This is a genomic window from Streptomyces sp. NPDC059009 (assembly GCF_042740175.1).
GTDB lineage: Bacteria > Actinomycetota > Actinomycetes > Streptomycetales > Streptomycetaceae > Streptomyces.
The window spans coordinates 40,413-54,758 of the sequence record NZ_JBHYJB010000051.1; the positions used below are offsets into that span (position 1 = coordinate 40,413).

A 14,346-nucleotide genomic window follows, 5' to 3' on the forward strand; every position below is an offset into this window, starting at 1 on the left:
CTGAACAGCGGGCGGTGTTGCCTGTTCAACTACCGTGCTACGTTCGGAAGATGGCCGAATCTGTCGCACTGGACCCGGTGGATCTCCACATCCTTCGCCTGCTGCAGAACGACGCCCGGACCACCTACCGCGACCTCGCGGCGCAGGTCGGCGTCGCCCCCTCCACCTGCCTGGACCGCGTGTCACGGCTGCGCCGCTCGGGCGTGATCCTGGGCCACCAGCTGCGCCTGGACCCGGCGCGGCTCGGGCGTGGCCTGGAAGCGCTCCTTTCGGTGCAGGTGCGGCCGCACCGTCGCGAGCTGGTCGGCCCGTTCGTCGAGCGGATCAGAGCGCTCCCCGAGTCCCGCTCGATCTTCCATCTGACCGGCCCCGACGACTACTTGGTGCACGTGGCGGTCGCCGACACGGCCGATCTGCAGCGGCTCGTCCTGGACGAGTTCACGGCGCGGGGCGAAGTGGCGCGCGTCGAGACCCGGTTGATCTTCCAGCAGTGGGAGTGCGGTCCGCTGTTGCCGCCAGGGGCGGGAGCGGGGGCGAGCCCGGGGTGAGTCCGGGGTGAGTCCGGGGTGAGTCCGGGGTGAGTCCGGGGGGCGCGGTGCGCGTTCGTGTCAGGGCCGGGCCGGGCCGGGCCGGGCCGGACAATCTTGATGGCGGACGTCAGCCCTCCGTACGAGGATGGCCGCATGTCCGAGACCACGACCTCCAGCGCCCACTCGCCGCTCCCCCGCGCCGTCGCCGACGCGTACGTCGACGAGCTCATCGCCCTCGACCCGATCACCGGCACCTATCTCGGCGTCAAGGAGAGCCACGGCAGCCTCCCCGACACCTCGCCCGCAGGCCAGGAGGCGCTCGCCGAGCTCGCCCGCGCGACGCTGCGGCGGCTCGACGAGGCGGAGGCGCGGCCCGGCGCCGACAGCGACATCGAGCGCCGCTGCGCCCGGCTCCTGCGCGAGCGGCTCACCGCCGAACTCGCCCTGCACGAGACGGACGAAGGGCTGCGCGCCGTCGGCAACCTCCACACGATGCCGCACGCGCTGCGGGAGATCTTCACGCTGACGCCGACCGAGACGGCCGCGGACTGGGCGGTCGTCGCGGAGCGCCTGCGCGCCCTGCCCGCCGCCTTCGAGGGCTACCGCGCCTCGCTCGCCCTCGGCCTCGAACGGAAGCTGTACGGTCCGCCGCGGCCGACGGCGACCTTCATCGGGCAGCTCACGGAGTGGGCGGGCGAGGCCGGGGAGGCGCCCTGGTTCGAGGAGTTCGCGGCGGCGGGCCCGGACCCCCTGCGGGCGGAGCTGGACGCGGCCGCGCAGGCCGCCACCGCCGCCGTGGTGGCCCTGCGCGACTGGATGCGGGACGTGTACGCGCCCACCGTCGAGGGCGCCCCCGACACGGTGGGCCGCGAGCGCTACGCCCGCCTCTCCCGCCACTTCAACGGCGCCGACCTGGACCTCGACGAGGCGTACGCGTACGGCTGGGCCGAGTACCACCGGCTGCTCGCCGAGATGCGCGTCGAGGCCGAGCGGATCCTGCCCGGCGCGGCCACACCGTGGGTGGCGCTCGCCCATCTCGACGAGCACGGCACGCACGTCGAGGGCGTCGAGGAGACCCGGGTCTGGCTCCAGGAGCTGATGGACGAGGCGATCGCGGCGCTCGACGGCACGCACTTCGAACTCGCCGAGCGGGTACGGAAGGTGGAGTCCCGGATCGCCCCGCCGGGCGGCGCCGCTGCCCCCTACTACACGGAGCCCTCGGAGGACTTCTCCCGCCCCGGCCGCACCTGGCTGCCCACGATGGGCGCGACCCGCTTCCCCGTGTACGACCTGGTCTCCACCTGGTACCACGAGGGCGTGCCGGGCCATCACCTCCAGCTCGCCCAGTGGGTGCACAAGGCGGCCGACCTCTCCCGCTACCAGGCGACCGTCGGCATCGTCAGCGCCAACGCGGAGGGCTGGGCGCTGTACGCGGAGCGGCTCATGGACGAACTGGGCTTCCTCACCGACGCGGAGCGCCGCCTCGGCTACCTCGACGCGCAGATGATGCGGGCCCTGCGGGTCATCGTCGACATCGGCATGCACCTGGAACTGCCGATCCCCGCGGACTCGCCGTTCCACCCCGGCGAGCGCTGGACCCCCGAGCTGGCCCAGGAGTTCTACGGCGCGCACTGCAGCCGCCCGGCGGACTACGTGGAGAGCGAGATGATCCGCTACCTCACGATGCCGGGCCAGGCCATCGGCTACAAACTGGGCGAGCGGGCCTGGCTGTCGGGCCGTGAGAAGGCCCGCGCGCGCCACGGGGACGCCTTCGACCTGAAGGCGTGGCACATGGCGGCGCTGTCGCAGGGCTCGCTGGGGCTCGGCGACCTGGTGGAGGAGATCGCACAGCTGTGAGGGCGACGTCTCTCAACGGCGGAACCCGCCCTCGGAGTCGATGACCTGCCCGGTGATCCAGCTCGCCTCGTCCGTGGCCAGCCACGCGATGAGCCGGGCCGGGTCGTCGGGCATGCCCCAGCGTCCGCCGGGGAACCGGTCCGCGACGGCGGCATAGGCGTCCCCGGTGAGGTAATCCGTGTCCACGGGGCCGGGGTTGACGGCGTTGACCGTGACGGCGTGCTCGGCGAGCGTGGTCGCGAGAGACCTGGTGACCGATGCGAGGGCGCCCTTCTGGAGGGCGTACGCGAGCTCGTCGGGCATGCCGCCCGCGATGTCCTGCCCGGACGTCATCAGCATCACGCGGCCGCCGGGCGTACGGGGCGGCAGAGCGGCGCGCCGCCGGGCGAACGCCTGCACGAGGAGGATCACCGACCGCGTGTCGGTGGCCCAATGGGCGTCCAGCATGGCGGCGTCGACGCCGTCGAGGTCACCGTCGCGTCCGCTGAGGGCGTGGTTGGCGACGAGCACGTCGAGGCGGCCGCCGAGCTCGCGGGCGGCGGTGTCGATCAACGCGGCCGGGGCGTCTGGCCCGGTGAGATCCCCGGGCCCGGCACAGACGAGCGCCCCGGGGTCCGCCGCCGCCTCCCGCACCCCGGCGACGACCTCGGCCGGGTCGTCGGCGCCCCAGGGCAGGGCGGCGTCGTGCGGAATGTGGTGGTGGAGATAGACGCTCGCGCCGTGGGCGGCCAGACGCCGGGCCACGGCGTACCCGATCCCTCCGCGCCGACTGGCCCCGGTCACCAGGGCGGTACGGCCGCGCAGCGGGAGGGGGTCGCGGCGGAGGGCTTCGGGGGTGGGAGGGGGCAGGTGAGGCATGGGAGTTGATGGTGCCTCATCCCACGACGATTCCCCACCCATTTCGGCGCTGCGTCCGTGTGGGCGCCCCGCCCCACTTCCGGCGCCCCACCCGCCTCAGCAGCCGCAGTCGTCCGCGCCGACCGGTGCCGTCAGGGGGTCCGCCTCGCGCTGGTGCGGGCCCTCCCAGGTCTCGTACGCGAAGCCCTCGCGGGCCCAGTACTCGAAGCCGCCGAGCATCTCCTTGACCTGGAAGCCCAGTTGGGCCAGGGCCAGGGCCGCGCGGGTGGCGCCGTTGCAGCCGGGGCCCCAGCAGTACGTGACGACCGGTACGGACTTGTCGAGGAGGCGCTCGGCCTGGAGCGGGATCTGCGCGGTCGGCAGGTGCAGCGCGCCGGGGACGTGGCCCTGGTCCCAGGACTCGGTGGAGCGGGTGTCGACGACGACGAAGCCGGGGTCCCCGTCGGCGGCGAGCGCCGCGGCCACGTCCGAGACGTCGGCGTGGAAGGCGAGGCTGGCGCCGAAGTAGGCGGCGGCCGCGGCCGGGGAGGCGGGCGGCACGCGCAGCACCGGGTTCTCGGCCACGGGAGTGGCGGGGTCGGTGTCCATGACCTGGGCGTTCGCCGTGTTGATGTGCGTGTTCATGGCAGAAAATCTACGGTCGGTGCCGTCGGCTCCGGAAGGCGCGATTCCCGGCGTACCTCTTGATCGGCCGGGGATTTCCCTGTTTCCTCTCCGCCATGACCGGTTATTCCACGGACGCCACCGACTGGCGCATCCTCGATGTCCTCCAGCGCGAGGGCCGTGCCAGCTACGCGGAGCTCGCCCGGGCCGTCTCGATGTCGCCGAGCGCCGTCACGGAGCGGGTGCGGCGGCTGGAAGAGGCGGGCGTGATCCAGGGGTACGCGGCCGTGGTCGACCCGGAGCGGCTCGGCCTGCCCATCCTCGCCTTCGTGCGGCTGCGCTACCCGAACGGCAACTACAAGCCCTTCCACGACCTCATCGAGGCGATGCCGGAGATCCTCGAGGCACACCACGTCACCGGCGACGACTGCTTCGTGATCAAGGTTGCGGCGCGCTCCATGAACCACCTCGAGGAGGTCTCGGGGCGGATCGGCGCGCTCGGGTCCGTGACCACGAGCGTCGTCTACTCCTCACCGCTGCCCCGGCGTCCGCTGGGGCACTGACCTTCGGGGCCAGGGGCCGCTCACGCCCCGCCCCGCTGCCGCACCGACGACCCGGCCCGCCCCTTCACGACCTCCAACTGCGCGTGCACGCGCCGCCGCAGGTCCGCGACGTGGCTCACGATGCCCACGCTGCGGTCGCGCTCGCGCAGGGAGTCCAGGACGTCCAGGACCTCGTCGAGGGTCTGGTCGTCGAGGCTGCCGAAGCCCTCGTCGATGAAGAGCGTGTCGAGGCGGACACCGCCCGCCTCGTCCGTCACCACGTCCGCGAGGCCGAGCGCGAGGGCGAGGGAGGCGAAGAAGGTCTCGCCGCCGGAGAGCGTCGCGGTGTCGCGCTCGCGGCCCGTCCACGCGTCCACCACATGCAGGCCGAGGCCGCTGCGGCCGCGCCCGGTCCGGTCGTCGGAGTGCACGAGGGTGTAGCGGCCCGAGGACATGCGGCGCAGGCGGGCGGTCGCGGCGGCCGCGACCTGTTCGAGCCGGGCCGCGAGGACGTAGGACTCCAGGCGCATCTTGCGGTCGTTGTCCGCCGAGGTGCCCGCGGTGAGCGCGGCGAGGCGCGCGATCCGGTCGTGCTCGGCGCGCAGCGGGGCGAGGCGGCGGGCGGCGGCGGCCGAGCGGGACGAGAGCCGGTCGAGCTCGGCGCAGCGACGGGACGCCGCGTCGCGCGCGGAGGCCGCGGTGCGCACGCGGTGGGCGGCGGCCGCGGCGGTGGCCTGGGCGGAGTGCGGGTCGGCGGGCGGGAGTTCGGCGGCGGCCGCGGCGTCCGGCTCGGCGAGCAGGGAACGCACCGCCGCGGCCTCGCTCTGCCAGGCGTCCAGGCGGTGCTGGAGCTCGCGGTGGGCGGCGTCGTCGAGGAGGGCGCCGGCGGCGGCCGACGGCGTGTCGAACCCGGCACGGAAGGCGGCGTCGGCGAGCCGCGCGTCCGCGTCCTTGAGGCGCTGCGCGGTGTCGGCGGCGGTGCGCACGGCCTCGGCGGCCTCGGTGAGCAGCGCGGCCTGCCGCTCCAGCTGGGCGGCGCGCGCGGCGACGCTCCCACTGGCCCCCCGCGCGCGGGTCAACTCCTCGGCCAGGCCGCTCTCTTCACGGTCGAGCGCGTCCCGCAGACTGGCCCGCGACGCGGCACGCTGAGCGGCCTGCTGCTGCGCCGACAGCCTGTGGGCGTGCTCCCGCTCGGCCTGCGCGAGGGCTTCCCGGGCGGCGTGCAGCCCCGAGGCGACGCGACGCGCCTCTCCGTGGCTCCGGCGCAACACCTCTACGGAGTGGGCGAGTTCGTCGACGGTGGGGTCGGGGGAGGGCGCGGTGTCCGATGCGGCGTGCGGGTCCGAGGCGGGGTCCGTGGCGAGTGGGTCCGAGGCCGGGCCCGTGGTCGGGCCAGTGGCTGAAGTGGCGTCAGCACCGGCGGGCGAGCCGTCGCCCGAACCCGTCGTCCCGCGGGCGGCATCCGGGTCGGCGGCCGCCCCCGTGGACGGCCCGACAACACCCGAACCAACAGCCGCCCCCGCAGGCGGCCCAGCGGCACCCGACCCAGCCGTCGTCCCCATGGATCGCCCGGCGGCACCCGAACCCATCGCCGGGCCGGCGGCCGCCGAACCGCCACCCGACCCCGTACCCGACCTCGCCGCCGGCCCCAGCGCCGCCGCCTTCGCCGCCGCCAGCGACTCCCGCACCTCGCCGAGCGCCCGCTCCGCCTCCGTACGCTCCTCGTCCGAACGCTGGTACGCGGCGAGCGCGCCCTCCTCCGCGCCCCGGTCGACGTGTCCGGCCACCTTCCGCGCGGGGGCGGGGTGTTCCGTGGCGCCGCAGACCGCGCAGGGGGCGCCGGGGGTGAGGCCCGCGGCCAGCTCCGCCGCGATGCCGGTCAGGCGCTGTTCCTTGAGGTCGAGCCAGCGGTCGCGGGCGGCGGTGGTGCGTTCGCGGGTGGTGACCGCGCGCTCGTGGGCCGTCGCCGCCTCGCGGGTGAGGCGGTCGCGGCGGTGCCCGGCCGCCAACCGGGCCTCGGCCGACTCCAGTCGGGCGGAGAGCTGCTCGGCGCGGGCGGCGGCCTCCTGTGCGGAGTCGATGCGCTCCTGGAGCGCGGCGCGGCGCGGCTCCCAGTCGGCGAGCCAGCCCGCGGCGTCCTGTGCGAGGTCGTCGTCGGCCCGCTCCTGCTGGTCCAACGAGGTGCGCTCGGCGGCGAGTTCGGACAGGCGCTGTTCGGCGCGGCGGGCCGAGGCGAGCGTGCCGAGCTCTTCGGCGGCGGTGCGCGCGGCGGCGGCGAGCCCTGCCGCGCCCTCGTCGGCGAAGGCGGCGGGGAGCTGGGCGCGTGCGTGCCGCTCGGCGGCCGCGGCGGCACGGTGCTCGGCCTCGGTGGCCTCGCGCAGTCCGAGCGCGGGCGCGACCGTCTCGGCCTTGCGGGCGCGCTCCATCCGGGCCGTCAGCCGCTCGTGGTCGGCCGCACCCTCGGCGAGCCGCGCGGCCCGCTCCTGCGCGCGGGCGAACCGCTGTTGCAGCTGGTCGAGTTGGCGTACGTCGGCGAGGGTGCGCTCCGCCGTGTGCTGTGCGGACTCGGCGGCGGCGAGCGCGCAGTGCGCGACCGTGAACCGTTCGCGGGCGCCCGCGCGGGCGATGGCGGCCCAGGTGAGGACGGCGTCCGCGAGCCCGGGGTCGCCGGGCGCGAGCTCGGGCAGCGGCTGCTCGGCGCCGCCGGGCCCCTCGCCCGCGGCCTGCTGCATGCGGTGCGCGTCGGTGAGGAGCTCCGCGTCGCCGCCCTTGACACGGGCCTCGGCGGCGCGCCGCAGCTCGGCGAGGTGCTGCTCGACGGCGGCGAAGCGGTGCGTGTCGAAGAGCCGCCCGAGGAGCTTGCCGCGGGCCTCCGCGTCGGCGCGCAGGAACCGCGCGAAGTCTCCCTGAGGCAGGAGCACGACCTGGCAGAACTGGTCCTTGCTCATGCCGAGCAGCTGACTGACCTCCTCGCCGATCTCCTGGTGGGACCGGCTGAGGTCCTTCCACTCCGCCGCGCCGCCGGGCCCCGCGGGCTCGTACTCCCGCAGCCAGCTCTGCGCCTTCTCCGTGGTGAACCCCGTGCCGCGCTTCTTGGGGCGGGCCCACGGGGGCTGCCGGGTGAGCTCCAAGTGGCGTCCGGCGACGGTCAGTTCGAGCCGTACCTCCGTGCGCGTACCGGGCGCGGCGTGGTCGCTGCGCAGCGAGGCGCCCTGGCCACCGCCGAGCTGGCGGGTGCCGGGCACGGAGCCGTACAGGGCGTAGCAGACGGCGTCCAGGACCGAGGTCTTGCCGGCGCCGGTCGGGCCGTGCAGCAGAAAGAGCCCGGCGGCCGAGAGGTCGTCGAAGTCGATGTCCTCCGTGCCGCCGAAGGGGCCGAAGGCGGTGACGGTGAGCCGGTGCAGCCTCATCGGGCCACCTCGCGCAGGGTGTCGTCGGCGCGCACGGCGTCGAACGCGCCCTGGAGCACGGCCTGTTCGCGGGTGTCGGGTCCGGTGCGGCGCACATGCGTCACGAAGTCCTCGGCGATCTCCCGGTCGTCGCGGCCCTGCAGGCGCCGGGCGTACGACACGTCCGGGTCGTCCGGGGCGCGCTGCGGCTCGAAGAGGAGGCTGAGGCAGTGCGGGAAGCGCTCGGCGAGGCGCGCCATCGGCTCGTCGGGGCGCACCGGGTCGGTGAGGGTGGCCTCCACCCACGCGTCCTCGTGGGCGGTCAGCTCCGGGTCGTCCAGGAGCTGGTCGAGCTCTCCCTTGATGCGGGCGAGCGGCCGCGGCACCGGGCAGTCGATCCGCTCGGCGGTCACCGCACCGGCCCCGTCCAGGTCGACGAGCCACATGCTCTTGCGGTGGTCGGCCTCGGAGAAGGAGTACGCGAGCGGGGAGCCGGAGTAGCGCACGCGCTCGGTGACGCGCTGGCAGCCGTGCAGATGCCCGAGCGCCACGTAGTCGACGCCGTCGAAGACTCCGGAGGGCACCGCGCTGACCCCGCCGACCGTGATGTCGCGCTCGCTGTCGCTGGCCTCGCCGCCCGCGACGAAGGCGTGCGCGAGGACGACGGACCGGGTGCCGGGGGCGCGCGCGGCGAGATCGGCCCGCACCCGCTCCATGGCGGCGCCGAGCACGGCCTCGTGCCCCGCCTTCTTCACCTCGAACTCGCTCTTCACCAGGGCCGGTTCGAGATACGGGAGTCCGTAGAACGCCACGTCCCCGTGCGTGTCCGCGAGCACCACGGGCTCGCCGCACCCGGCCGGGTCGGTGCGCAGATGGATCCCGGCGCGGCCGATGAGCCCGGCGCCGACGCCGAGCCGCCGCGCGGAGTCGTGGTTGCCGGAGATCATGACCGTGGGCACCTGGAGCTCGGCGAGCCGGTGCAGGGCGTCGTCGAACAGCTCGACGGCGGCGAGCGGCGGCACCGCCCTGTCGTACACGTCCCCCGACACGACCACCGCGTCCACCTCGCGCTCACGCACCGTGGCGACGAGGTGACCGATGAACTCGGCCTGGGCGCCGAGCATGTTCACCCGGTGGAACGCCCGGCCCAGATGCCAGTCGGAAGTGTGCAGCAGCCTCATGATCCCCGAGACTAACGGCAGGGTCGGACATCACGGGCGGGCACTCCCGTATCCGGCGCTTCGGGAGAGCTGCGTCACCCGCGACCGGCTGTCACCCGCGGCCGGTTGTCACCCGCCCCCTGTCGTCACCCACCCTCTGTTGATGTGCCAGGTGCCCCCGTCGGCGCTCGCGCCGCGCAGCCCGTGCAGGGTGTGGGCGCCCGCGAGCGCGGGGACGCGGGAGTCGCCGAGGGCGGCGAAGGCGTAGGTGCGGGCCGGGTCCCAGTCGGTGCTGCGGCGCAGGCGCCGGGCGAGCTGGGCGAAGCCGAGCGGCGCGGCGGCGATCACCCAGGCGTCGGGCTCCTGGGCGGTGAGGCGCCGGGCGGGCCGGAGCCAGGAGGCGGCGTGCTCGGGCCAGTCGACGACGGCGAGCACATCGGGTCCGCCCTCCTCATGGTCGCGCGCCCCGGTGCCGTTCGCCGCCCACGCCGCCGCGAACGCCTCGGCCGCCGCCCGGGACGCCGCGTCCCGGCTGTGCCCGACGGCCACGGTGCGGATCCGCGCGCGGGGCCGGGTCAACAGGCCGATCAGCGCGGCGAGTTCGGGGGCGGTGTGCGGGACGGGCTCCGGCAGCGCACCGAGCCCGGCGAGGTCGTCGGGGTCGACCAGGGGCGAGGGGAGGGCGGGATCGGGGGCGGAGGCACTGAGGAGTCCGGGCGCGTCGTGATTCATGGTGCGTCCCAGCATCGGCGGGACGGCACGCGACTGCTGGCGGTTTTCGGACGCCGTCGTACTCGGAGTCCGTCGTGCGCGGACGCGGTGGGGCGGCAGCTAAGCGTCCCCGTACGCCTCTCCCCCGAGCTCAAGGCCCGCCGTCCCCGCCGTCGCGTCCGCCAGCCAGCCGCGGAAGGACTCGACGTCGGCGTCGGGCAGGGCGATCTCCAGGGTGACCGCCTCGCCGTAACGGACGTCGCGGACGTCGCGGCCCGTGGCGCGCAGGTCGTTCTGGAGCTTGCCCGCGCGCTGGTGGTCGACGGTGACCGTGGCGAGGCGGAAGCGGCGCCGGGTGCGGGTGCCGAGGGTGTCGAGGGCCTCGCCGACCGCGCCTCCGTAGGCGCGGATGAGTCCGCCCGCGCCGAGCTTGACCCCTCCGTAGTAGCGGGTGACGACGGCGACGACGTAGCGCATCTCGCGGCGCAGCAGCATCTGCAGCATGGGCACGCCCGCCGTGCCCCCGGGCTCCCCGTCGTCACTGGCCTTCTGCACCGCGGCGTCGGCCCCGATGACGTACGCGAAGCAGTTGTGCGTCGCGGTCGGGTGCTCCTTGCGGATCCGTGCGATGAAGTCCTGGGCCTCCGCCTCGGTGGCCGCGGGCGCGAGCGCGCACAGGAAGCGCGAGCGGTTGATCTCGGTCTCGTGCACGCCCTCGCGGGCCACTGTGCGGTACTCGTCCTGCATCCCGCCAGCGTATGCGCTCCCCCGGGACCGCAGGTCCGGCGCCCCGGGTAGCGTTGTCGGTCGTGACGTCTCCTTCGAAGTACGCAGCTCAAGTCCCCGGAGCGGTCGACATATTGGGTTCGCTCCTCGCGGGGACGCCCGTCACCGTCGTGGAGACCCGTGCCGACATCCCGGGCGCGGACCTGTTCCCCGGCGAGGCCGAGGTGATCGCGAAGTCCGTCGCCAAGCGGCGGGGCGAGTTCATCACCGTCCGGCACTGCGCCCGCACCGCCCTGGCCCGCATCGGCGTGGCCGCCGCGGCGATCCTGCCGGGCGAGCGGGGCGCGCCGGGCTGGCCGGAGGGCGTCGCCGGCAGCATGACGCACTGCACCGGCTACCGCGCCGCGGTCGTGGCCCGCACCTCCGAAGTGGTCTCCCTCGGGATCGACGCGGAGCCCGCGGAGCCGATCTCCGACCCCGATGTGCTGCGTCTCGTGGCGGACGACGAGGAGCGCGCCGCTCTCGCCGCCCTGGCCGCCGAGCAACCGGAGGTGCCCTGGGACCGGCTCCTGTTCAGCGCCAAGGAGTCGGTCTACAAGACGTGGTTCCCGCTGACCCGGCAGTGGCTCGACTTCGACGAGGCGCATCTCACCTTCGGCCCCGACGGCACCTTCACGGCGCGGCTCCTGGTGCCGGGGCCCGTGGTGGCGGGGCGGGAGATCGCCTCGTTCCCGGGCCGGTGGCTGGTGCGGGACGGGATCGCCGTCACGGCCATCGTCCTGCCCGCGACGCCCGCCGCGCCCGCCGCGCCCGCCGCCTGAGGCACGTCACGGCGCCGTCTGGCCCGCGTACGTCACCCGGCCCGCCAGCCACGTCCCCAGCACCCGCACGTCCCGCACCGCCATCGGGTCCACGGCCCGTGGGTCGGCGGAGAGCCGGACCAGGTCCGCTGGGGCGCCCGGCGCGAGCCCCGTGCGGTCGTCGGCGCCCGCCTGGTGGGCGACGCCGCTGGTCGCCGCGGTCAGGGCCTGCTCCATGGTGAGGCGCTGGTGCGGGGTCCAGCCCGCTTCCGGTTCGCCCTCGAACGTCCGCCGGGTGACCGCGACTTGGATGCCCTCCAGGGGCACGTGCGAGCTCACCGGCCAGTCGCTGCCGAAGGAGAGCCGCACGCCGTCCCGCGCGAGGTCGCCCATCGGATACTGGAGGGCGGCCCGTGCGGCGCCGATCCGCGGGACGGAGAGCTCGGTCTGGAGGGGGTCGAGCTGGGCCCACAGGGGCTCGAAGTTGGCGATGACGCCGAGGGCGGCGAAGCGGGGCAGGTCGGCGGGGTCGACGAGCTGGACGTGGGTGATGACAGGGCGCCGGTCCCAGGCGGGGCCCGCGCGGACCGCCGACTCCACGGCGTCGAGCGCCGCCCGCACCCCCGCGTCCCCGATGGCGTGGACGTGGGTCTGGAAGCCCGCCGCGTCGAAGGCCCGCACCGCTTCGGCGAGCGCGTCCGGCTCCCACACGGGCATGCCGCAGCTGTGCGGGGCGTCCTCGTAGGGGCTGAGCAGCGCGGCCGTGCCGCCTTCGATGACGCCGTCGCTGAAGTACTTCACGGTGCGGGCGGACAGCAGCGGGCCGCCCTCCTGTGTGACGCGGCGCCGCGTCTGCGTGAAGGGCTCCAGCTGCTCGCGCCAGCGGTCGGGGTCGGCGCGCTGGGCCAGGTCGACGCGGAGGGTGAGGGCGCCGTCGCGGGCGGCGGCGAGGTAGGCGGGCACCATGTCGGGCTCGACCCACGCGTCCTGGACCCAGGTGAGTCCCGCGCGCGCGTAGGCGGCGCCCGCTCTTCGTAGCGCCTCGACGAGCTGGTCCTCGGAGCGGGCGGGCACCTGGTCGAGGACGAGGTCGCAGGCGTGCCACTCGCGCAGGGTGCCGAGCGGGGAGCCGTCCGCGCGGCGCTCGATCCACCCCACACGCGGATCCCGTGTCGCCCCGCTCACCCCGGCCCTGCGCAGCGCCTCGGAGTTGCACCAGACGGTGTGGTAGTCGTGGGCGCGCAGCACCACGGGCCGGTCCGGTACGACGGCGTCCAGCCACCGCGCGTCGAACGCCCCGCCGGGCGCAAGCGCCGGGTCGTACGAGGCCCCCACGACCCACTCGGCGTCGGGGTGTTCGCGGGCCCACCGCCCCACTTCGGAGACGACGGCTTCGACGGACGCCGCTTCCTTGATGCGCGGTCCGAAGCTCTCCAGGCCACCGAAGAGAGGGTGCGCGTGGCCGTCTCCGAAGGCTGCCATCAGCAGTCCGTCGCCCAACTCCACAACGTGATCGGCCTCTTCGGAGAGGGCGCGCGCCTCCTCCCCGAGGGCGAGGACCCGGCCGTCGCGGACGGCGAGCGCGGTGGTGTCTCCGTAGCGGGCGGTTCCGGTGCGGACCGCCCCGAGGAAGACCCACGTCTCCGTACGGGCCTCCATGGCCGCATGCACCGAACTCTCCGAACTCTCCGAATTCTCGGAACTCTCCGAATCGCTCATCCTGCGTGCTCCGTCTCGACGGTCGTCAGCTTCTCGTAGGCCCCGAGGTCGCGCCGCCGGATGCGCACGGCGCGGGCCGCCCCCAGCGCGAACAGGACCGGCAGCGGGGCGAGGAGCGCGGCGTTGACGGCCCCCGAGGCCCCGGTCAGCAGGCCGAGGTCGGCGCAGACCAGGCCGATGAGGACCACCAGGCCCGCGCAGGCGACGAGCGGCGCGACCCGCACCCGCCAGGCGGGGAGTCCGCGCCGGTCGTGCCGGAAGAACCCGTACACGGCGAGCGCGGCGAGCGCCTGGAGCAGCATCACGCCGAGGATGCCCGCGCCGTTGCTCCACAGGAACGTGACGTCGTACGGGTCCACGCCGCTCACCACCGTCACGGCCACCACCGCCAGGGCCAGGCAGCTCTGGACGAGGACCGCGGCGGCGGGCGCCCGGGTGCGCGCCGTCACGGTGCCGAGGCGGCGCGGCAGCAGGCCCTCGCGGCCGAGCGCGTAGAAGTACCGGGCGGCGCCGTTGTGGAAGGCGAGCGTCGCCGCGAAGGCGCTCGTGATGATCAGTACGTGCATGGCGTCGGCCGCCCACGCTCCCGCGAAGCGTTCGGTGGCGCCGAAGACCATGTCGGCGCCGCCGTCGGCCTCGGCGACCGCCTGGGCGCGCCCGCCCCCGTACGCGTTGATGATCATCCACACGGTGAAGGTGTAGAAGAGCGCGAGGAAGGCCACGGCGACGCAGGTGGCGCGCGGCACCGTGCGCGCGGGCTCCCTGGCCTCCTCGGCGTAGATCGCGGTCGCCTCGAAGCCGACGAAGGCGCCGATGGCGAGCACGAACATGCCGCCCACGCCCGCGTCCCCGAGGCGGCCGGGCGACAGCGCGCCCGCGTCGAGCCCCTGCGGCCCGCCGCCGTGCGCGAACACCCCCGCCTCGAAGACGAGCAGCACGAGCACTTCGAGGAACAGCGCGACACCGAGCACCTTCGCGCTGAGCGTCACCTCGAGGTAGCCGAGCACCCCGATCGCGGCAAGCCCGCCCACCGACCAGACCCACCACGGCACTTGGGCGCCCGTCAGGTCCGCGAACCCGGACTCGGTGAACCAGCCGAAGGCGACGAGCAGACCCGTCTCGATCGCGTTGTAGGAGAAGAGCGCGACATACGCGGCGCCCGCGCCGGTGGGGCGGCCGAGGCCGCGGCCGACGTAGGCGTAGAACGCGCCCGCGTTGCGCACGAACCGGCTCATCGCGGTGAATCCGGCCGCGAACACGATGAGCAGCAGGCCCGAGACGAGATAGCCGAGCGGTGCGGCGCGGCCCGCCATGCCGATGGAGACCGGGGCCACGCCCGCCATGACGGTGAGCGGAGCGGCGGCGGCCACGACGAAGAAGACCAGGTCGCCGACGCCGATGGCGCCGTGGCGCAGCCCTGCCGCCGCGCCCGTACTCCTGTGCACCGCCAC

The 14,346-nt window shown here is 75.1% G+C and carries 12 protein-coding genes; 4 read left to right on the forward strand and 8 right to left on the reverse strand.

Annotated elements, in window-relative coordinates; genetic code table 11:
• Nucleotides 1-50 precede the first annotated feature (50 nt).
• Nucleotides 51-548 (forward strand): Lrp/AsnC family transcriptional regulator, encoded by a 498-nt coding sequence (locus ACFWYM_RS38095; protein WP_384847849.1) that lies wholly within the window; start codon nucleotides 51-53, stop codon nucleotides 546-548.
• 135 nt (nucleotides 549-683) lie between these two features.
• A complete protein-coding gene (locus ACFWYM_RS38100) occupies nucleotides 684-2,387 on the forward strand; it encodes a DUF885 domain-containing protein (protein ID WP_384847852.1) in 1,704 nt (567 codons plus the stop codon).
• Nucleotides 2,388-2,399: 12 nt separating this feature from the next.
• Here the strand turns inward: ACFWYM_RS38100 and ACFWYM_RS38105 are convergent, their stop codons facing one another.
• Both ACFWYM_RS38105 and ACFWYM_RS38110 read right to left on the reverse strand, forming a co-directional pair.
• Complete coding sequence (locus ACFWYM_RS38105) at nucleotides 2,400-3,245, reverse strand: SDR family oxidoreductase (protein ID WP_384847855.1); 846 nt, start codon at nucleotides 3,243-3,245, stop codon at nucleotides 2,400-2,402.
• Between the two features lie 96 nt (nucleotides 3,246-3,341).
• Complete coding sequence (locus ACFWYM_RS38110; RefSeq protein ID WP_384847937.1) at nucleotides 3,342-3,833, reverse strand: rhodanese-like domain-containing protein; 492 nt, start codon at nucleotides 3,831-3,833, stop codon at nucleotides 3,342-3,344.
• 131 nt (nucleotides 3,834-3,964) lie between these two features.
• On the opposite strand from ACFWYM_RS38110, the gene ACFWYM_RS38115 reads away from it, so the two are divergent.
• Nucleotides 3,965-4,411 carry an Lrp/AsnC family transcriptional regulator gene (locus tag ACFWYM_RS38115; protein ID WP_384847858.1) on the forward strand — a complete coding sequence of 149 codons (447 nt, stop codon included), beginning with the start codon at nucleotides 3,965-3,967 and terminating at the stop codon, nucleotides 4,409-4,411.
• 20 nt (nucleotides 4,412-4,431) lie between these two features.
• Here ACFWYM_RS38115 and ACFWYM_RS38120 read toward each other — a convergent pair whose 3' ends face one another.
• The 4 genes from ACFWYM_RS38120 to ACFWYM_RS38135 form a co-directional block, all read right to left on the reverse strand.
• Nucleotides 4,432-7,800 carry an AAA family ATPase gene (locus ACFWYM_RS38120; RefSeq protein ID WP_384847861.1) on the reverse strand — a complete coding sequence of 1,123 codons (3,369 nt, stop codon included), beginning with the start codon at nucleotides 7,798-7,800 and terminating at the stop codon, nucleotides 4,432-4,434.
• Nucleotides 7,797-8,960, reverse strand: a complete 1,164-nt coding sequence (locus ACFWYM_RS38125) for an exonuclease SbcCD subunit D (protein WP_384847864.1) — start codon at nucleotides 8,958-8,960, stop codon at nucleotides 7,797-7,799. The genes ACFWYM_RS38120 and ACFWYM_RS38125 overlap by 4 nt, the downstream gene beginning before the upstream one ends.
• 108 nt (nucleotides 8,961-9,068) lie before the next feature.
• Nucleotides 9,069-9,671, reverse strand: a complete 603-nt coding sequence (locus ACFWYM_RS38130) for a hypothetical protein (protein WP_384847867.1) — start codon at nucleotides 9,669-9,671, stop codon at nucleotides 9,069-9,071.
• 99 nt (nucleotides 9,672-9,770) lie between these two features.
• Entirely contained in the window at nucleotides 9,771-10,397 is a 627-nt protein-coding gene (locus ACFWYM_RS38135; protein WP_384847870.1) for a YigZ family protein, read from the reverse strand.
• Between the two features lie 113 nt (nucleotides 10,398-10,510).
• On the opposite strand from ACFWYM_RS38135, the gene ACFWYM_RS38140 reads away from it, so the two are divergent.
• Nucleotides 10,511-11,197, forward strand: a complete 687-nt coding sequence (locus tag ACFWYM_RS38140) for a 4'-phosphopantetheinyl transferase (RefSeq protein ID WP_384847940.1) — start codon at nucleotides 10,511-10,513, stop codon at nucleotides 11,195-11,197.
• A 6-nt stretch (nucleotides 11,198-11,203) separates the two neighbouring features.
• Here the strand turns inward: ACFWYM_RS38140 and ACFWYM_RS38145 are convergent, their stop codons facing one another.
• Nucleotides 11,204-12,895: an amidohydrolase gene (locus ACFWYM_RS38145; protein WP_384847873.1), complete on the reverse strand. Its 1,692-nt coding sequence runs from the start codon at nucleotides 12,893-12,895 to the stop codon at nucleotides 11,204-11,206.
• On the reverse strand, nucleotides 12,892-14,346 hold the full coding sequence (locus ACFWYM_RS38150; protein WP_384847876.1) for an APC family permease: 1,455 nt from the start codon (nucleotides 14,344-14,346) through the stop codon (nucleotides 12,892-12,894). Before ACFWYM_RS38150 ends, ACFWYM_RS38145 begins: the two co-directional genes overlap by 4 nt.